Source organism: Paenibacillus oryzisoli (assembly GCF_050467285.1).
GTDB lineage: Bacteria > Bacillota > Bacilli > Paenibacillales > NBRC-103111 > Paenibacillus_E > Paenibacillus_E oryzisoli_A.
Window position 1 is genome coordinate 171673 of the sequence record NZ_JBCMUN010000006.1, and the last position, 19860, is coordinate 191532.

Below are 19860 nucleotides of genomic sequence, written 5' to 3' on the forward strand. Positions count from 1 at the left end.
GATAAAAGTTAGAAATCAGGAAAATCTAAGCCTATCGTCCTTCCGGGACGAAGATGCTGATGACGGGAAGTGACATGACACACATGCAATTCGGCAGAAAAAGGATGATCTGGATCGCACTTTTTTGTGTGATTTTGTTTAGCAGCGCCGCTTCGACCGCATTTGCGTACGGCAAGGGAGCCAAAGGCCCGGATGTGTTCGCAGTGCAAGGGATGCTGAAATCTTTGGGCTACTACTCCGGCCCGATCACCGGTTATTACGGCAATCAAACAGCCGCGGGGGTGAAAGCTTTCCAAAGCCGCTACGGGCTTCCGATCACAGGCAATGTCGACGATCAGACGCTGCAATCGATTCTCTGGGCATACGGTAATTTGAAAATACCGAAAAAGCCTGCGCCGACACCGACGCCAAGCCCTGCGCCATCCGAGCCGAGTCCGACGCCGACACCATCGCCGCAGGCACCTTCGACGTCAGGGCTTACTGTAGAAGAGCAGCAGATGCTCGATCTGGTCAATCAGGAGCGGGCGAAAGCGGGCTTGCCGGCATTGGTCGCCGACATGGCTTTGACGAAAACAGCTAGAATCAAGAGCCAGGACATGGTCGACAACAATTATTTCTCCCATGACTCGCCAACGTACGGTTCTCCGTTCGATATGATGGAGAAATTCGGCATCACGTACAATGCGGCCGGCGAAAATATCGCCTGTAATCAATCCGTTCAAGCGGCGCATGAGGCGCTGATGAACTCGCCGGGGCATAGGGCGAACATTCTAAGCAAGGACTATACGCACATCGGCATCGGCATTGTGAATGGCGGCCCGTGCGGCAAGATGTTTACGCAGCAGTTTATTGGCAAGTAAATGCAGAACAAGCAAACAACCTCCAACTCGCCGGGTCAGGCGGGATGGAGGTTGTTTCATTTAACACAATGCCTTACGTCGCCGACACCGGCTTGATCGCTTCCGACCACTGCGTGAACTTCTGCAGTGCCGTGCCTTGCTCAATGGCGTGGCGCGCCATGTAGATGCCTTCCTCAATGGATCCGGCGGCTCCCGCCACCCAGAGGCGCACGCCGCTGTTCAGCAACACCATGTTCAGGAACGGAAGCTCGGCTTCGCCGCGCAGCACCGCAAGCGCCGTTTCGGCTTGCAACTGTGCTGTCCACTCGACCTCAGGCACTTCGACCTGAAGCTCATAAATTTCAGGATCGATAATGAACAGCTCGCTGACGCCGTCCTTGATCAGAAACGTGCGGGTACGCTTGTCGACGCCGAGATCCTCGGAGCCTTCCATCCCCTGCACGACGATGCCGTTCGTCACGCCGAGGTCGATGAGCAGGTTCGTGATCTTCTCGAACACGGTCCCGTGGAACACGCCTACCGCCATATAGGGTGCTTCGGTAAAACGAAGCAGCTTCTCCGCCGTGTTGAATACGGTGCGCAGCCCGAGCTCCTGGCGCAGCTGACGCAGCTCGCCAAGCGGCGCGCACCAGCTTTCTGTCGGTGTGAAGAGGAAACCCGTCCGCGCAGCCGCCGACGTCAGCGCCTCGCGCGACGCCTGCAGCGCCTGGACGCCGAGCGCCTCCAGCACGTCAGGCAGCGTGATGCCCCATTTCGGGGGCATCGATGCGCTGCCGTGCAGCGTCGTCGGCACACCGCAGGCGGCCAGCACGAACGCGGTCGGCAGCGTCGCGATAAACGTGCGCGCGCGGCCGTCGTACGGCCCGGCGCAGTCGAGGCTGCCGGCGATCGGATGCGACGTGATGCGCTTCCGCAGGGCGTGTATGAACGCTTTGAGCTCATCCGGCGATTCCATTTTGATCCGCTCCGCGACGAGGAAAGCACCCATCTGTGCTTGCGTAGCGCCGCCGGTCAGGATCAGCTCAGCCGCTTGCGCAGCTTCATCATAAGTAAGGTCTCGAGCTCCGCGTTTGCCGCGGCCCACTTCTTTTAATAAGGAAATCATCGTTTGCGTCCCCCTTGATTTTGATCTTGCAGCAGTTGATACACCTTCACAATGGAGGTTGCGACGTCTACCAGTCGTTTGCGTTCATTCATGGCTTGCTTGCGCAGGAAATCGTAAGCTTCCGCTTCGGATATTTTTTTGATTTCGCATAAAATCCGCTTCGCCTGATCGACCCATTTGCGCTCCTCGAGCTTGGAAAGTAACTGCTCGCGTTCCTGCTGCCATTCGGTTCTCTGAAAAAAATGATTGACGCCCAGCAGCAACGCGCAGTGAATTTCCAACGCGCTCATGGAGGGGCCGAGCAAGCCGTCGATGCCGTTATCGATTTTACATTCATTAGAAGGAAACGTATGCGGGTCGCACCACCAGAACAGCGGCAGACTGCGCAGCGTGTGCAGACGGGTGCGCCAAGGCGCAACCTGATCAGGACTTACCACTAATAATACAGCATCAATCTTGGGCATGTTAAATGAAATTTCTCTCATGGACGTCCCGGCGTAGACGCGGAAGCCCAAATCCTTTAAGGTTTCTTCTGGTAAGAACGGAGGGCCCTCCGCAATTTGCCGCTCCCCGATAGACGTTAGCTCAGAGGAGGTAGCTGAGCGTTTCTCTTTTAACTCATCGACAACGATAAAAGATTGTAACATGAAAGACTCCCTCCTGTAATTAGTAGGCCAAATGATGTTAAGTTAATGTCAGGTATTTACTTAAAAATGGATGTGAATGTATGAAAATAATATAGCATAGCCGTCTAAAAGTTGTCGATATGAAGTTTTCAGGATTTTTCAGAAAATTTATGTCAAGTTTATTGACACATGAAAAATCACATCGTATAATCAGGGTAACAAACGGCACAATGACGTGGCGTTGAAGATGACAAATGAAAATTAAACCTAACATGCTGTTCACGAGGACGTGGCAGCAGTGGCAATGAGGCCGACGAACTTTCCCGATGATACGGGGCTGTTTGTCGGCCTTTTCTGTCTAGAATCGCATCGGCATCATTTATCGGGTAGGAACACATGAAGAGAAGGCGAAAAGCCTCGCAAAGGAGAGGGTATGCATGGTGGATCGGAAAAGTTTTTTGCAAGTTGGGCACAAAGGGTCATTGTTCAGCGCTTTCCTGTATTTTGACATGAGCTTCATGGTGTGGGTGATTCTCGGTCCGCTGGCAGTTATTCTCGCGAATGACTTCCATCTAAATGCCGCGGAAAAAGCGAACCTCGTTGCCCTGCCGACGCTGGGGGGCGCCGTACTCCGCCTCGTGCTTGGCGTGCTGACCGATAAAATCGGCCCCAAGCGAACCGGCCAGATCGGGCTCACTTTAACGTTGATTCCGCTGTTCTGGGGTTGGCAGTTTGCGAACACGATGGGCGACATGTACTTCGTCGCGTTGATGCTCGGCATCGCTGGAGCAAGCTTCGCAGCTGCGCTGCCACTGGCATCCTCGTGGTATCCACCGCAGTATCAAGGGCTTGCGATGGGGATCGCCGGCGCTGGCAACAGCGGCACGATCTTTGCGACGCTGTTCGCGAACCGGATTGCGCAGCATTTTGGCACCTGGCATGTCGTCTTCGGCATTGCTTTGATCCCGATCGTCATCACACTGATCCTGTTCAGTATCTTGGCGAAGGACAGCCCGAACAAACCGGCGCCGAAGAAGCTGGCGGAATATGGCCGCGTGCTCAAGCAGCGCGATGCCTGGCTGTTCTGTATTTTTTACAGCGTGACGTTCGGCGGTTTTGTCGGGATGTCGACCTATCTCACGATTTTCTTCAACACGCAGTACGGCTTGTCTCCCATTCGCGCAGCGGACTTCACCACTTTGTGCGTCATCGGCGGCAGCTTCTTCCGGCCTGTGGGTGGCTGGCTTGCGGATCGGATCGGCGGCATTCGAATGCTGATGGTGCTGTACGGTATTGTCGGGCTGATGATGGCGGGCATTTCGACCCTGCCTGCGTTGTCAGTGACAACCGTGTTGTTGTTCGTCGCCATGATGGCACTTGGAATGGGGAACGGGTCGGTATTCCAGCTTGTGCCGCAGCGCTTCCGGGCGGAGATTGGCGTCATGACCGGGATCGTCGGCGCAGCCGGGGGACTCGGCGGCTACTTCCTGCCGAAAATTCTCGGCAATCTGAAGCTGTCCACCGGTTCTTTCACACCGGGGTTCCTGACGCTCAGCGTCATTGCGGTATTGTGCATCGTGATTATCGCCGTTGTTCAAGGTCAATGGAAGCGTACATGGATCGGCGAAGGCGGCAAGGTGTCTGCCAGTTCAGCGGCTTCCATAGATACTACACTACAAGCCTAACTGTCACGTAGAAGTGCGCTGCCGGGGAGGATCAATTCGATCCGGCAGCGCGGCATCCGGTGTTCCGTAAAGATTTTGCTCATGCAGCTTGCTGCGTGTGCCTCAGGCTGCATGGGCAAAGACGTTACGACCAGCGTCTTTGACTTTTGTAATGGAACTCTTTTATAGCTCCATATCCCGCATTTGTCATTTGGGCGGCGTTAGCTGCTTCCCAAATGACCCTTTTTTCCACATTCCAACAAGCGATCGTTAAAGAATGGAAGGATGATGACAATGACAGTGAACAAAGAGAAGCTGGTACTGGTTGGCAACGGCATGGCAGGGGTTAACGCTGTCGAGCATCTGCTCAAACTTGCTCCGGATAAATATGACATTACCATTTTCGGCACGGAGCCGCATCCGAACTATAACCGGATTTTGTTGTCTTACGTTCTTTCCGGCGATTCCAAAGTCGAAGACATCGTGATCCATCCTTATGAATGGTACAAATCGAACAACATTACGCTGTATACGAGTCAAACGGTCACGAACATCGATACCGAAGCCCAAACCGTCACAAGCGACATGGGCGTGACCGTTCCGTACGACAAACTGATTTTGGCGACAGGCTCGAATCCTTTCATCATTCCGATGCCGGGTGCGGACAAAGAGGGCGTCATGGCGTACCGGACGATCCGCGATTGCGAGATCATGATGGAGTCGGCGAAAAAGTATAAAAAAGCGATCGTCATCGGCGGCGGTTTGCTCGGCCTGGAGGCTGCGCGCGGCTTCCTGAATCTCGGGATGAAGGTAGACGTTGTTCATATCGTCGATACAATCATGGAGCGGCAGCTTGACCGCACCGCTTCCAAAATGCTGCAAGCAGCGCTGGAAGAGCAAGGCATCAACTTCCTTTTGGCCAAACAATCGGAGGAAATCATCGGCGACAAGCGCGTCAAAGGGCTGAAATTCAAGGACGGCACGGTTGCGGAAGCGGACCTCATCGTCATGGCGGTCGGCATACGTCCGAATGTTCAGCTGGCGAAATCGTCCGGCATCGAATGCAATCCGGGGATTCTCGTCAACGACTACCTGCAAACGAACGTACCTAACGTGTACGCCGTTGGCGAGTGCGCGATGCATCGCGGTGTCGCTTACGGTTTGGTGGCGCCGCTGTACGAGCAAGGGGCAGTGTTGGCGAAGCACCTGGCTGGCGTGGAAACTGGACCGTATGAAGGTTCAATTGTCTATACCAAGTTGAAAGTATCCGGTGTGGACGTCTTCTCCGGTGGCAAATTTATGGATGCTGAAGGGACCAAAGCGATTCGCATTCACGACGAATTCACCGGCGTTTACAAGAAAGTCGTCATCCAAGACAACAAAATTATCGGTGCCGTGCTCTTCGGCGATACAGCAGATGGCACGCGTCTCATGCAAATGATCCGGGAAGAAACGGACATCAGCGGCATGGCCAAGACGTCCATCCTTACGGATAACAGCAGCGGCGGCGCGGCATCCGGTGTGGCCGACATGAAGGACGATGCGATTATTTGCGGCTGCAACGGGGTCACGAAAGGCACGATCTGCTCGGCGATCAAGGAGCAAGGGCTGACGACAGTCGATGAGGTGAAAAACTGCACAACAGCGTCCCGTTCCTGCGGCGGCTGTAAGCCGTTGGTGAGCGATTTGCTCGCTTTTACACTTGGCGCCTCTTACGATAAAAACGCAGCCAAAGAATCCATTTGCGGCTGCACGACACTGTCTCGGGATGAAGTCGTAGATGGGATTCGTGAAAAAGGCTTGACTCACGTCCGCGAAGTGATGCATGTGCTCGGCTGGACCAATGAAGAGGGCTGCTCCAAATGCCGCCCTGCGCTGAACTATTACCTGGGCATGATTGCCCCGGAAACGTATAAAGACGATAGCACGTCCCGTTTCGTGAACGAGCGGATGCATGCGAACATTCAAAAAGACGGCACCTACTCCGTCGTTCCGCGGATTTATGGCGGCGTGACGAATCCTTCGGAGCTCAAGCGAATTGCCGAAGTGGCGGAGAAGTTCAACGTACCAACCGTGAAATTTACCGGTGGACAACGACTCGACTTGCTCGGTGTGAAAAAAGAAGACCTCACCGCGATGTGGGAAGCGCTCGACATGCCGTCCGGCTACGCCTACGGCAAAGCGCTCCGCACGGTGAAAACGTGCGTCGGCGACACGTTCTGCCGCTTCGGCACCGGCGACGCGATGGGCGTCGGCATCGAGCTGGAGAAGCGGTTCGAGCGCCTGAATACGCCGGCGAAGGTGAAGCTGGCCGTATCCGGCTGCCCGCGTAACTGCGCAGAATCCGGCATTAAAGACCTTGGCGTCGTCTCCGTCGACGGCGGCTGGGAGCTGTACGCAGGCGGCAACGGCGGCGTGAAAGTGCGCGTCGGCGACCTGCTGGTCACCGTGAAAACCGAAGCGGATATTATCGAGTACTCGGAAGCGTACCTGCAATACTACCGTGAAACCGGTAAGTACGGCGAACGCACTAGCGAGTGGGTGCACCGTCTCGGCATCGAGCATATCCGCGAAGTTGTGAAGGATGATGAGAAGCGTCAAGCGCTCTGCGCTCGTATGGAGACGGCGTTATCCGTCCTGACCGATCCTTGGAAGCAAGCGATTGAGAGCAACAAAATTAGACGCGATCTCTATGAGGTTGTTGAGTTGAAGTAACGGGGAGGAGCATACGGATGAATACACAAACGGAACAAAGCGTATGGGTGCAAGCTGTTTCTTATGAGGAATTGGCGTTGAACACAGGGAAAACGATCCGCTATCAGGATGTCGAGGTTGCGCTGTTCAAACTGCAAAGCGGCAAGCTGCATGCGATTCAAAATCGCTGCCCGCACAAGGAAGGGGTGCTGGCTGAGGGCATTGTCTGCGATGAGCACGTCTTCTGCCCGATGCACGATCGCAAAATTCATTTGCCTTCCGGCGAGGTTCAAAAGCCCGATACCGGCTGCGTGCAAACATATGAAACGAAGATCCAGGACGGCTACGTATATATTGCCTTTCCGGCGGCGCGGGATATCGCGAGCTGATTGATTCAGGTGAGGTGGTGAAGGAGGAGGCGAGGGCGATGAAAACGGAGTATAGAGCGCTTGTGGAACAGCCCTCCTCTCATTGCTGCTTTTGCAGTATGCAGTGCGGGTTGGAATTCATTCCGGGCGAGAGACTAGGCGGGCTGACCATTAAGCCAAGCAGCGTGTTTCCCGTAGCGACTGGTCGATTGTGTCAAAAAGGATTGAATGCGCTGGAGCATGTGGGGCATTCCGAGCGGATTCTGGAGCCGCTTCAGAAGCAGAAGGGGGTGCTCCCTTGGCGGCCGTTGTCGTGGGCGGAGGCTTACAGCGGCATTGCCGAAAAGGTCATGGCGTTGCAGGAATTGCATGGTCGCGATGCCGTCGGTGTGTATGGCGGAGGCTCTTTGACGAACGAGGTGTGCTACCTGCTCGGCAAATTTACCCGTGTGGCGCTTCGCTCGCGGTACATTGATTATAACGGCCGCTACTGCATGTCCTCGGCGGCTGCGGCGAGCAATCAAGCATTCGGTATCGATCGCGGGATGACGATGCCTTTGAGCGAGATTCCGAATGCGAAGTACATCATTTTGGCTGGCACCAATATTGCGGAATGCCAGCCGACGATGATGCCTTACTTGCTGGAAGCGAAGAAGAAAGGCGCCATCATCGTGACCATCGATCCGCGCAACACGATGACCTCTAAGGTTGCCGATGTGCATGTGCGGCTGCAGCCTGGATTCGATTCCGTCTTTGTCAACGGACTGCTGAACGTAATGATTACGGAGAAGCTGGTGGATGAGCGCTTTGTTCGGGAACGGACCGTCGGCTTTGAGCACGTGCAGGACGCGGTGAAAAGCTTTACGCCTGAGCGGGTCGAGGCGATGACAGGCATTCTCGAAGCGGTGTTGCGTACGGTGGCCCGGGGCTTTGCGAAAGCGGAGAGCGGCATCGTCTTGACGGCGCGCGGTTTGGAGCAGCAGAAAAACGGCGTGGAGAATACGCTGAACTACATTAATTTATGCCTGCTGACGGGCAAAATCGGTCGGTCCGGCTGCGGCTACGGCGCTGTGACCGGGCAAGCCAACGGTCAAGGCGGGCGCGAGCACGGGCAAAAGGCCGATCAACTGCCGGGTTACCGGCTGATCGAAGATCCGGCGGCCCGCGAGCATGTGGCGGGCGTGTGGGGCATCGACCCGGCCGAGCTGCCGGGAAAAGGCGTTTCCGCCTACGAGCTGCTGAAAAAAGTCGACGAGGGCGAAGTAAAGGGCTTGATCGTGCTGGGCTCCAATCCGCTTGTGTCCAGCCCGAATAACCGGATGGTGGAGCGGGCTTTGCAGAAGCTGGAGCTGCTCGTCGTCATCGACATGTTCGAGACCGAGACCGCGCGCTATGCGCATTACTTGCTGCCCGGCTCGTCCTTTAGCGAAGCGGAGGGTACGCTGACGAACTTGGAAGGACGCGTGTTCCATCGGCGGCAAGCGACCGAGCTGCCGGGCCGGGCCAAGCTCGATTATCGCATCCTGTGCGAGCTGGCGGAGGCGTTGGGGCGAGGGACCTATTTTCAATATGCGGGTATTGAAAATGTGTTCGAGGAGCTTGCGGCTGCTTCGGCTGGCGGCAAGGCCGACTACAGTGGCATCACCTACCGGCGGCTGCAGGAGGCGAAGGGCCTGTTCTGGCCGTGCCCGTCGCCTGATCATCCGGGAACGCCGCACCTGTTCCAGGAGCGGTTCCACCACCCCGACGGCAAAGCGCGCCTCTTCGGCATCGAGCCGAAAATGCCAGGCGAGCCGATCGACGGGGAGTACCCGTACATCCTGACCACCGGGCGGCTCGGCAATCACTACCTAAGCGGCGTGCAGACGCGCCGAACTGACGCTTTGTTGAAAAAGGCGCCCGTGCCGGTCGCCGAGATTCATCCCTCGCTCGCCAAGCGCATCGGGCTGAGCCTGGATCAGTGCATCCGTATCACCAGCCGGCGAGGCTCGCTCGTTTTTCAAGTAAAAGTGACCGAGGGCATCCAGCCTCGCACCGTCTTCGTCCCTTTCCACTGGGGCGACGACCTGGCGATCAACCAGTTGACGAGCGACGCGCTCGACCCGACGAGCCGGATGCCGGAGTTTAAGATTTGTGCGGTGCGGATTGAGCGGGTGGAGTAGGAATATAGTTGGGAGCAAAAAGTGCGGGTCGCAGGGAAACGTATGTGGTGATGGAGTTGAACTAAATTAGGATTAGGAGCTGTCCTTGTGAGGACGGCTTTTTTTGTTTTACAAGCATGAAGGCTTCCAGGTCTACGGCAGACTTTGGGAGCTTCTTCTTTTGTGTTTCCAGTATTTTCAAAAGGTGATAGAATTGGAGGGTCAATTGTATTGGATATTATGCTGTTTAAACGAAGCGATACGAGCTTAGGCTTGAAAATTGAAGGGGAATATCGAGAAGGTGTTCCGCTAGTGGATTTACAAAGAGTTGCCATGCGCATTGGCCTATTCATTGACTGTAATTGGGCAAGTGCTCTTAACTTTTCACGGCTATCCTATTCGTGTCGATGCTTTAAAGACCATCTCTTGCTTCGAGGTTACAGTGCAACAACAATCAAGGCGTATTTGGGTCAAGTTGAGCGTTTCTTCGCCTATTGGGTGGGGAAGGCGTGGGATTGGAAGGATAACGTCATTCAAAACTACTCGCTGCAACTGCTGGACAGAGGCTTTTCGCATGCTTATGTGAACCAAGAGATTAGTACAATCAAGTTTTATGCTGCGGGCCGGCTGAGCCGACCCTTGGTCGCCAAGAGGGATTTCGAGGGAGCGAGTCAGTCGACAAACCTGCACTGGCTAAGTCCGTCGGACCCGGTCGCTATGCTCCCTTAAGCCAGTGAGGGTTCGTGAATACAACAACGTTAGGTGAAATCATTGCAACATATTAATTGGAGGGCATTATCATGGAGGCAAGTATTTTCAATCCAATATTTAATGAAGTGGTCACCAAAAAGTTACAAGAGTATGGTTACCTTAGCAAAGGACAATGCCTATATAAAACTAAAGGTGAAACAGTTGCTGCATTATTAAGAAGGACATATAGAGGGGATCAAGGAACTAACTTCATTTTTTGTATACGACATCGGTTTGTGAGAGACCTAAAGGACCTACAAACAAAAAATATTTACTTGAAAGATGCCATAGATTATCCATTTAGAATAGCAATGGTTAATTTTAAGGAAGAGGACTTATTCGGTATTACTTATGAACCAATTAATTATCTTAGGCCATCAGAGATTGGATATGAAGGTATTTATTATGGGGATATTCCAATTGAAGATACTGATAAAATCGTAGAAAAACTAAATAGATTGACAAATAATATAATTAATTATGAGGGTAAGATTATTAATTTACTTACGCCTCAGAGGTGTCAGGATTTAATCGAGAAAAAGTCGACAGGTGCATTTATTGAAAGAATGTGGATCGAGGATTACAAGAATTTCTTAGAGAATTGATTAGTGGGATTGTTCAGGAAGGCAATGAATTCACCTAACACCTTATTCACGCTGCGGACCTGACGGCCCTTGGTCTGTCAGGAGTATTTTCGAGGAAGCGGACACAGCAGACAACACTACACTGGCTAAGCCCGTCGGACCCGGGGCTGCCGCGCCTTAAGCCTCTCGGGTTCGTGAATACAACAACGTTAGATGAAATCACAGATGAATCATATCAATAATAACTACATAGGAGCTAATTTGATGGGATACATCATGGACTTAAGGAATATTGTTGGCACTAGACCATTAATAATGGTTGGTGCATGTGTTTTAATATTCAATCACGACGGTGGACTATTACTTCAGAGAAGGACTGATAGTAATGATTGGGGAACCATTGGAGGTTCATTAGAGCTAGGAGAATCATTAGAAGAGGCGGCAGCTCGAGAACTTTATGAAGAAGCAGGACTTACTGCGAAATCATTCAAATTCATAACGATATTTTCTGGTAAGGACATGTACTATAAGTACCCACATGGTGATGAAATCTATAATGTAATGGCTATATATGAAGCGCAAGAAATACAAGGGGACCCGAAAGTAAACGATAATGAAAGTTATGAACTTAAATACTTTTCATTAGAAGTACCAATTGATAATGTTAACCCATTTACAGAGTATTCCCTTAGAAAAGCTGGATACATAACGAAGTGGTAGTATTTCGAAGATGTCTTTGACTTCATCTAACATCGTATTCACGCTGCCTTTGGTCGCCATGAGGGATCTCGGGGAAGTGGATTCAAGTGACAACCCTGCGAGGATAAGTCTTCGACCCGCCAGCTGTGCTAGCTTTATTCTCTCGGGCGCGTAAAGCATTGAATAACTCCAGTGCCTTACGCTTTATATACATCGCCGCGTGATCCAACTTTAATAACCACGATAACTAGAATATCATTAAAGATAGAATAAACAACTCGATAAGACCCAATTCGAAGTCGGAATTGATTGTTGGTTCCCTGCATTTTTTTAATGTATAATTCTGGATGTTTGGGATCTTGTGCAAGAATTTGGATGTGGTTTAAGATTCGATTGCGAGTTTGTTTATATGGGCATCTGATAACACTATTCGCGCGGCGGGCCTTGCGGCCCTTGGACTGCCAGTGGCATTTCGGGGAAGTGGGATCAGGCAGAATTTTCTTGAAGAGCGATAAAGAAGGGAGCTTTTTTTCATGAGTTGGAAACAAGCGCTAAAGACTTTTTGTGATCTTTACTCGGAATCCAAACTAACAAATAAATGGATTATCGTCGGATCCGTTGGATCTGTATTACAAAATGCAAAAATGGAACCAAATGATTTAGATATATATGTTCAGAACATAGAAGATGTTCAAGATATAGCTGAGTTACTGGGAAAATTTAACTTAAAATCTAAATCTGATCTTTCTTATTCTGATGGAGACTGGCTATCCTCTAATGAATAACCATACTTTACTCAATCATTTTCTTCTGGATTCACTTGGACGAAAGGGAAATGGAAAATCCACGATTTTACTGTGGAAGTGGTTCAAATATCAAATTCTGCTGGTATCCCCGATTCGGATGAAGGGGAGGGAATATGGGAAGGCGGTAAATATATTTGGGAGTTAAAGAAGCTTGTTGAATTCGAGAACCATGAAGTGCCAGTCGTACCTTTAGAGATTCAATTGGAATCTAACATTAGAAGAAATAGACCAGATCGGAAAGATGCCATATTGAATGCATTAATTACATATGGTTATGATGATGAATTATTGAGGAAAGCATTATCAAAAACAAATAGAGAACAGTTTAAGGATTATTTTGGGAATTAGAAAAATTTCGGGGGAAATGATTTCAAGCAAACAATAACAATAATAGAAAGGGAGTAAATTATTGAAACAGAGAATATTAGCCATTTTAATAGATCATCTAGTCGGAACAATAATAGTCTTGTTCATTTTCATGGCATTTAATTGGGAGTCAATCATGTATCCGACAGATTCTAATTTTATGAGGCCATTTGAAACTTTTAACACAATACTGTTATTAGGAATGATTTATTACTTTCTTAAGGATGTATATCAAGGAAGGAGTGTAGGTAAGAGAGTACTAAGAATTGCCGTAAGAGACATTGAAGATACAAGTAAAAAACCTGGGTCAATACGATTAATAATAAGGAATGTTACTGTATTTTTGTGGCCAGTAGAACTTTTATTGCTTATTTTAATGGGAAGAAGAATTGGAGATATCATTGCAAAAACTCAAGTAACACACATGTAGTTCTAAAACATCGTATAAAGTGGGAATGCGCGAACATAAGAAAAGGCTACTGGAGAACTTCCAATAGCCCCAATCCTCACTAAATCCCTCGGAAACAACAACCTCAAGCAACTCGGATTTCTATTCTTCGCGGATGATTATACTCAAGTCAGAGCCGCATATACCGAAAGGTACGGTACGTAGGGTGGTTATCATAGCCAGTCTGTATTTTTGTAGTTTTTTCAATGAAATTTAGAGTTTTTAGAGAAACCGTTTACATTACAATGGATGGGTAGCGTTTGAAAACATCCTGAGGGGGAGAATGAGATGGTGATATATGGTTAAAAGAATGTTGTTGCTCTTCATCATGATAACCTTCATAATTACGCCATTTGGAGGGATGCGCGCATCAGCCTCCGAGTCGGTTGTACCCAGCTTGCTAGCTTGGTACAAGCTCGATGCGCCGATTTCGATAGATGGCATTAACGTAGCGGAGGACTCTTCGGGCAATGGTCAACATGCTGTGGGTACGAGTGGCACATGGCGTGCGGATTCCGGCGTTTATGGAGGCGCACTCTCCTTTAACGGAGTAAGCGATATCGTGCAATTGAATACATCAGGATCGGGTACGACTTTCCTCAAGGATTCGTTCACCGAGCATTCAGCCTCACTCTGGTTCAAGGCGAATGATACCGTATCAAGGCAAGTTCTGTACGAGCGCGGTGGGAATACAGCAGGATTTGCCATCCAAATAGCTGACAACAAGTTGGAAGCGGCTGTTGTAAATGCAGATATCATGCAAAAACTTTCGACAGATTTTACCGACACGACTGCTTGGCATCAGGTGGTTGCTTCCTTTGATAATGGGCAGTTCAAGCTATATCTGGACGGTGTGCTTATCGATTCTTTGACTGCGCCCTTTTCGCAAGTGGCTAGCGCACTTAATGCAGGGGCAATTGGCGCGAGAAATGCAGTTGATGCTTTCGGCGGCACCAAAGGGGGGGCATGGTTCAATGGAATGATTGACGATGTTCGTCTCTATAGTGTGGCAATGACTCCAGAGATTGCTGCAACAGGAGTAAGTTTGAATAAGAGCAAATTAACGCTTGGTGTCCATTCTACCTATGAGCTGCAGGCTGCACTGGAACCATTGTTAGCAACAAACAGAAATCTGATGTGGACCTCCAGCGATAACGAAGTGGTGAGTATTTCATCTGTTAATGGGGATAGAGCAGTAATAGAAGCGATTTCATCTGGGAACGCAACCATTACTGTAACTTCAGAGGATGGTAATTTCACGGCAACTTGTGACATAACCGTGATACCGTCCATTGTAGCCCTTGGTGATGAAGGGCTGGTAGCCTGGTATAAGCTGGACAGTGTATATGAGAATAACGGTGTGCAGCTTGCCGAGGATTCCAGCGGGAACGGCAATCATTCTGTAAACGCTAATGGAACTTATGTCGGGAATGGTTTGGAGAATGGAGCGTTCTCATTTAATGGAACAACCAACATCATTCAGCTCAATAAGCTGGGCTCTAATTTCATGATAGGTGATTCATCGCAATTTTCGGAATTTACTGCGGGACTTTGGTTCAAAGCGAACAATACGGCTTCCAGGCAGGTATTATTCGAGCGTGGCGGCAATACGGCGGGACTTGCCATTCAATTAAATGCAAATAAGCTCGAAGCGGCTGTGGTCAATGGGTCTGAAAGACATACGCTTTCAACTAATTTTACGGATACAGCTGCTTGGCATCATGTCACCGTATCCTTCGACAAAGGTTTGTTTAAACTGTATCTGGATGGAACGCTTGTTCAGTCTGATACAGCGACTTACGCAACCGTCGCAGCTTCACCTAATCAAGCGGCAATCGGCGCTCGACTTGCTGTCGATGCGTTCGGCGGCAGTGGAGGGGGCGCATGGTTCAATGGGATGATCGATGAAGTGAAGCTCTATTCGGCAGCGGTATCGCCAATCGTTGGTCCAGTAGCTGTTAGTGGAGTCAGCCTGAATACGGGGAACGAAACGCTGGCGGTTGGAGGTGTACTTGAGCTTCAGGCCATCGTTGCGCCAAGCTATGCTACGAATAAGACCATTCTATGGTCCTCGAGTGACGAGGCTGTAGCGACTGTGACATCGAGTGTCTACTCGCATGCTGCCGTAGAGGCAATCGGCGAAGGGACTGCAACCATCACCGCTCGGACAGAGGACGGCGACTACATAGCTTCCTGTGTCATTACCGTCGAGCAATCGGCAGTGGAGGGGATCTCATTGGATGAATCCAATCTCAGCATGAAGGTGAATGAGACACATACTTTAACAGGAGTCATCACGCCTTCTTATGCATCTAATCAAAATGTCGTCTGGACAACCGACAATCCCGGGGTTGTGACGGTGGATGGAACGGGACATATTACCGCTCTGCAGGCAGGAGTTGCGGTTATTACCGTTACGACGGAAGACGGAGGTTTTACGGCATCCAGCATAGTAACTGTAGAGCCTGTCCATGTTACAGGTATTAACATGAATCATTCAAGCTTAACCTTATCTCCCGGGATGAAGAAGCTGCTCATAACAGCTGTCGAACCGGCCGAGGCCACGAATCAGAAGGTAATCTGGTCCTCGAGTAATCAAGCGATAGCGACGGTGGATGAGCAAGGCAGGGTGACTGCGGTTTCGCCTGGCACGTCAATCATTAGTGCCATGACCGAGGATGGCGGTTATATGGCAACTTGTGAAGTAACGGTCAATCTGTTTGCTATCAAGGAAGTAGAAAATTTAATGACCGTAGATTCGGGACCTAATCAGGGGCAGAAAATAACCGTGTATGATGGGACCATCGAACAGTATAATGGCTACTACTATTTGATGGGCACTGGAACGAGCGGCGATGTGTACCGATCGAAGGATATGGTTCATTGGGAAAGTCCGTATGAGTTGATCTCGGACGATCCGTCCACCCTGCCGCCAGCGGCAAATGCGGACCCGTTATACAGTCGATACGGAGCTTCGGATTTGTTGTTCCATAATGGCGTTATGTTTTATGCCTTTAATGGGACGGCGCTAATCAACGGCGATCCAAGCACGATGAACGATACGCCAGACTTTCAGCACAGCTTCTGGGACACCCGATTCGATCTGGGTATCGATCCGCAAATGTTCGTTGCTGCCAACGGAGATCTCGTCTATCTGCGTAAAGTCAACCCGGATGAACCTGATCCGAATACTGGCGATGCAAAGCCGAAGAGAGCAGGCGCCTGGGTATGGAAAGTACAGTCCTTCTTCAACGAGATGGGCAATGCGGGAAGAAGTCCTGCGATCGAGACGGTTCATACGCAGCCTGGCCATTGGGCGAATACGAATTTCTATAATTTCGAAGGACCAGAGCTGTATTACCACAACGGCGAATATTACATGCTATATGTAGGGAATCAATTCTATCCGGAGACTGGTCTATATGAAACAGGCGTTGCTCAAGCAGCCAATTATGATGAAATTACGAATGCAGACAAATATCCAGGCAAGTTGCTCGCACGCAATATAGAACAGCTTATTTTGAAATATAACGTGCTGCTTCCAACAGCAGAGCATGGGTGGCAGCCATACGCTTATACCTTCTCGCAACCGGATTCAGGCTGGACAGCTTCAGATTACGACGCTTCAGCCTGGAAAACCGGCGAAGGCGGATTCGGATGGCCAGAAGTGAACAAAACAAAAATACCAAGCATATACAACGACAACGAGACGGATAAGAGTAAAATTTGGGGCAATCCAACGGGTCCTTCTACGATGTGGGCAAGAAGAACATTGGAACTTAATCAAGTACCCGAAACAACGGTACTGCGTTACCGCTTGGAAGGCTACGGGAAAGTCTACGTGAATGGTCAAGAGCTGGTATCCTTCGGTGGTCAGCAACGTGCTTACATCATGACCGAGGTTCCAAGCGAAATGCTTCATGTTGGTACGAATGTCATCTCCGTAGAAATCAGCCGTGACGGCGGACCGGAGCTGACGGCGTATCATTTGGACTTCGGGCTCTATGATACGAAGGGGAGCGCGATTGAGCCGGATATTGTAGGACCGTCTCAGCCCAATGTCATCAAAGGGCCGAATGGATTTGAAACCTGGATTACGTATAAAGCCTTCTGGAACAATGACAATGGCCAAGGCAAAGATCGACTTTACTTCTGGGATCAAGAAATGGTTGCCGATGGTCCGACATCAGAGGCTGCGCCAGGTTTGCATCCCGACGCTTGGGCGCCAACCTTCCAAGATCGTTTTGACACAGCGGACAGTTTGAATCATTATAGCGGCTTGCAGTCTGATGTGACTTTCGACGGAACATCGATTCACATTCAAGCCCCGAGCGAGACAAGGGAGCTTTTGATTAAAGATGTTGGCATACAAAATTTCTTCTTCGAATCGAATATCCGCTTTGACGATGATGATTTCGGTACTAAGGCGCAAGCTGGGATTACGGTTTGGCATAAGGACGAAAATAACGATGTGAAAGTTATGATTGATCGGAATGAGCATAAACTCCTTATTCCATATCGCATAAACGGAGTGCTCAATACGTTAAGCTACGAGCTGCCTGCTACGTTCCAGTTCCATCATGAGGATGCAAGAGCGGCAGATTACGGCGAACAGTTCCATACGCTGAAAATATACAAGAATGGATCGAAGGTATTCGCTCAGTTAGATCATTATACCTTGAATGATGACAAGCCGGTTCTGGAGCTTGATGCTATCGCTTCTGCTGGAGAAATCGGACTGGTTAGCGATGGATCTAACGTAAGCATAGACAATGTGACCGTCACTGAAGGATGGAACGAATATGGCTCTTATTTCAATGGATGGGACGCAGATTGGACGACTTCTGAGAATGGCTTGCAGTCCCCGGTTGATGGAGAAGCTATCACCGTAAAAGGGGATGCGCTGCTTGAGAATGAGATGTCCGTTAACATTCATTCGGATTCCTTGCCGGTTTCGGGCAAATCAGGCGTGGTGCTTGCGTACAAAGATGCGCAAAACTATGTGACGGCATCTACCAATTATGAATCGCATAATTATGAGCTTTCGAGCGTCGTTAACGGTGTGAGTACAATAATTGCAACAGCACCTACGGCGAGAGAAACGATATATGGGCATTCGAATTACGAAGGTACGGCCCAGAGCGAATATGAATACAAATTACGAGGAGAAGCAGAAATCTCGAAGGCTAAAATGCTATGGTTCTCTGGACCGTTCGATTATATTAGCCAGAACTTTGAGCTGCCGGATGCAAGCTCGTCCAATTTCGGATTCGATAGCTGGTCTGATGGCTGGAGGAATGTGCCATTCTCTTACGAAGATAAGGGGAAGGGAGATTACAGCATTGCGGATTTCTCGGATAGTGTCAAAACGGATAAACTGCGGCTAAGAGTCCCGTCTGACAATAACAGACCCTTCTCTTTTGTTGTTCGTGAAGAGATAAGCGCGCAGAACTTTTATAAGACAGTTCGTTCTAAAGGACGCCTTTATGTATGGGTCAACAATGAGCTGATCTTCAATGAAGCAGATCCGTTTGCTGGCCAACCTGCGCAAATGGGACTGTATACGGACGCAGTTCAGGCGACTTATAACTCCTTTACCGGATTTGATGTTTCGGGTCAGCTAATGGAAATGGAAACGCAGCAACCAGGCGAAGACGGTTCGGGTGAAGATGGGAATGGTGATCCTTCCGACGGAAGCAGTCAGAATGAATCGGAGTCAGGGAATGAACTTTCACAGGGCAATGTGAATGGAGAGACTGGCATCAAGAATGATACGAATCGAGTGGACCTAAATCCATTAGAAGAAGGACACCTGGAACTTAAGGGGCAGTTGAAACTGGTTGTTCCTGCTGGAGCGGTTGGTTCGAAAAGCACCATAACCGTTGCAATCGCAGGTGAAAATGAAAGCCCTCCGAATGAAGTTCAGCAGCGGCTCAGCCAAACTTATGTGCTGAACAACACGAGCGGCAATCATTTCAGTAAAAAGTTGCAGCTAACACTTACATTCGATAACAAGCAATTGACAGAAGGACAGCAGCCTGCCGTCTATTATTACAATGAAACGCAGAAAAAATGGATTTATATTGGAGGCAGTATGAATCCAGATGGAACAATCAGTGTCAATATCAATCACTTTACGAAATTTGCAGTGTTTGCCTATAGTGACGTGAAGCTGAAGGATGCAAGCCAGCCTTGGGCGTCGGAAAGCATCAATCGTCTGAAAGGGATGAATGCCATTTCCGGCTTTCCTGACGGCAGCTTTCACGGAGGGGACAGCTTAACGCGTGCTCAGTTTGCCAAAATTCTCGTGTCTGCGCTCGGTATGGAGCTTTCAGGAACCAAGACGGGTTTTGCTGATAACCAGGACATCCCTGAATGGGCGAAGTCCTTTGTGCAAACTGCGGCAGAAGAAGGCATTATCAGTGGTGTGGGCAGCAACGGCAATACCCGTTTCGAGGGCGAGCGTCCGATTACGCGCGCTGAGATGGCGGTCATGATCGGAAGAGTGCTAGAGAGATTTAATGCTATAAAATTGGAAGAAAGCACCGATTTGACCTCATTCCAAGATGCTGCTCAGATTCCGGACTGGGCGTTAGAGGGGATGAAGCGGGTTGTATCCGCTAGCATCATGATAGGCTATGAAGATCATACTTTACGGCATGAAGATGAAGTAACAAGAGAAGAAGCAGCTGTCATGGTTTGCAGAATGTTAGAGCTATTGTATCTGTAATGGCAGTGGCCATTCCCCC

Annotated in this window: 15 protein-coding genes; 12 read left to right on the forward strand and 3 right to left on the reverse strand. The window is 50.0% G+C overall.

Features of this window, described 5'->3' with window-relative positions; all coding sequences use genetic code 11:
* The first annotated feature begins 74 nt into the window (after window positions 1–74).
* Complete coding sequence (locus ABE504_RS09755) at window positions 75–860, forward strand: CAP domain-containing protein (protein ID WP_430087640.1); 786 nt, start codon at window positions 75–77, stop codon at window positions 858–860.
* 73 nt (window positions 861–933) lie between these two features.
* Here ABE504_RS09755 and ABE504_RS09760 read toward each other — a convergent pair whose 3' ends face one another.
* On the reverse strand, window positions 934–1965 hold the full coding sequence (locus ABE504_RS09760) for an anthranilate phosphoribosyltransferase (RefSeq protein ID WP_430087642.1): 1032 nt from the start codon (window positions 1963–1965) through the stop codon (window positions 934–936).
* A complete protein-coding gene (locus ABE504_RS09765) occupies window positions 1962–2612 on the reverse strand; it encodes an ANTAR domain-containing response regulator (RefSeq protein ID WP_430087644.1) in 651 nt (216 codons plus the stop codon). Before ABE504_RS09765 ends, ABE504_RS09760 begins: the two co-directional genes overlap by 4 nt.
* 416 nt (window positions 2613–3028) lie before the next feature.
* Here ABE504_RS09765 and ABE504_RS09770 point away from each other — a divergent pair, with 416 nt between their 5' ends.
* The 7 genes from ABE504_RS09770 (at window position 3029) to ABE504_RS09800 (ending at window position 11512) form a co-directional block, all read left to right on the forward strand.
* Window positions 3029–4276 carry a nitrate/nitrite transporter gene (locus ABE504_RS09770; protein ID WP_430087646.1) on the forward strand — a complete coding sequence of 416 codons (1248 nt, stop codon included), beginning with the start codon at window positions 3029–3031 and terminating at the stop codon, window positions 4274–4276.
* A gap of 273 nt (window positions 4277–4549) precedes the next feature.
* A complete protein-coding gene (gene nirB, locus ABE504_RS09775; protein ID WP_430087648.1) occupies window positions 4550–6970 on the forward strand; it encodes a nitrite reductase large subunit NirB in 2421 nt (806 codons plus the stop codon).
* Window positions 6971–6987: 17 nt separating this feature from the next.
* Window positions 6988–7338 (forward strand): nitrite reductase small subunit NirD, encoded by a 351-nt coding sequence (gene nirD / locus ABE504_RS09780; RefSeq protein WP_430087650.1) that lies wholly within the window; start codon window positions 6988–6990, stop codon window positions 7336–7338.
* Window positions 7339–7376: 38 nt separating this feature from the next.
* The gene (locus ABE504_RS09785; RefSeq protein ID WP_430087652.1) at window positions 7377–9479 is read left to right on the forward strand and encodes a molybdopterin oxidoreductase family protein; all 2103 of its coding nucleotides are present in this window, start codon (window positions 7377–7379) and stop codon (window positions 9477–9479) included.
* 210 nt (window positions 9480–9689) lie between these two features.
* Window positions 9690–10187 carry a hypothetical protein gene (locus tag ABE504_RS09790; protein WP_430087654.1) on the forward strand — a complete coding sequence of 166 codons (498 nt, stop codon included), beginning with the start codon at window positions 9690–9692 and terminating at the stop codon, window positions 10185–10187.
* Between the two features lie 71 nt (window positions 10188–10258).
* Window positions 10259–10813 carry a hypothetical protein gene (locus ABE504_RS09795; RefSeq protein WP_430087656.1) on the forward strand — a complete coding sequence of 185 codons (555 nt, stop codon included), beginning with the start codon at window positions 10259–10261 and terminating at the stop codon, window positions 10811–10813.
* A 243-nt stretch (window positions 10814–11056) separates the two neighbouring features.
* On the forward strand, window positions 11057–11512 hold the full coding sequence (locus ABE504_RS09800; RefSeq protein ID WP_430087658.1) for an NUDIX hydrolase: 456 nt from the start codon (window positions 11057–11059) through the stop codon (window positions 11510–11512).
* 176 nt (window positions 11513–11688) lie between these two features.
* Here the strand turns inward: ABE504_RS09800 and ABE504_RS09805 are convergent, their stop codons facing one another.
* Complete coding sequence (locus ABE504_RS09805) at window positions 11689–12039, reverse strand: type II toxin-antitoxin system RelE family toxin (RefSeq protein WP_430087660.1); 351 nt, start codon at window positions 12037–12039, stop codon at window positions 11689–11691.
* Here ABE504_RS09805 and ABE504_RS09810 point away from each other — a divergent pair.
* The 4 genes from ABE504_RS09810 to ABE504_RS09825 all read left to right on the forward strand — a co-directional run bounded on the left by ABE504_RS09810 (window position 12025) and on the right by ABE504_RS09825 (window position 19841).
* The gene (locus ABE504_RS09810; protein WP_430087662.1) at window positions 12025–12276 is read left to right on the forward strand and encodes a hypothetical protein; all 252 of its coding nucleotides are present in this window, start codon (window positions 12025–12027) and stop codon (window positions 12274–12276) included. The genes ABE504_RS09805 and ABE504_RS09810 overlap by 15 nt on opposite strands.
* A 72-nt stretch (window positions 12277–12348) precedes the next feature.
* Window positions 12349–12645 (forward strand): hypothetical protein, encoded by a 297-nt coding sequence (locus ABE504_RS09815; protein WP_430087664.1) that lies wholly within the window; start codon window positions 12349–12351, stop codon window positions 12643–12645.
* A 61-nt stretch (window positions 12646–12706) separates the two neighbouring features.
* Window positions 12707–13093 (forward strand): RDD family protein, encoded by a 387-nt coding sequence (locus ABE504_RS09820; RefSeq protein WP_430087666.1) that lies wholly within the window; start codon window positions 12707–12709, stop codon window positions 13091–13093.
* A 379-nt stretch (window positions 13094–13472) separates the two neighbouring features.
* Window positions 13473–19841: an Ig-like domain-containing protein gene (locus ABE504_RS09825; RefSeq protein ID WP_430087668.1), complete on the forward strand. Its 6369-nt coding sequence runs from the start codon at window positions 13473–13475 to the stop codon at window positions 19839–19841.
* Window positions 19842–19860 lie beyond the last annotated feature (19 nt).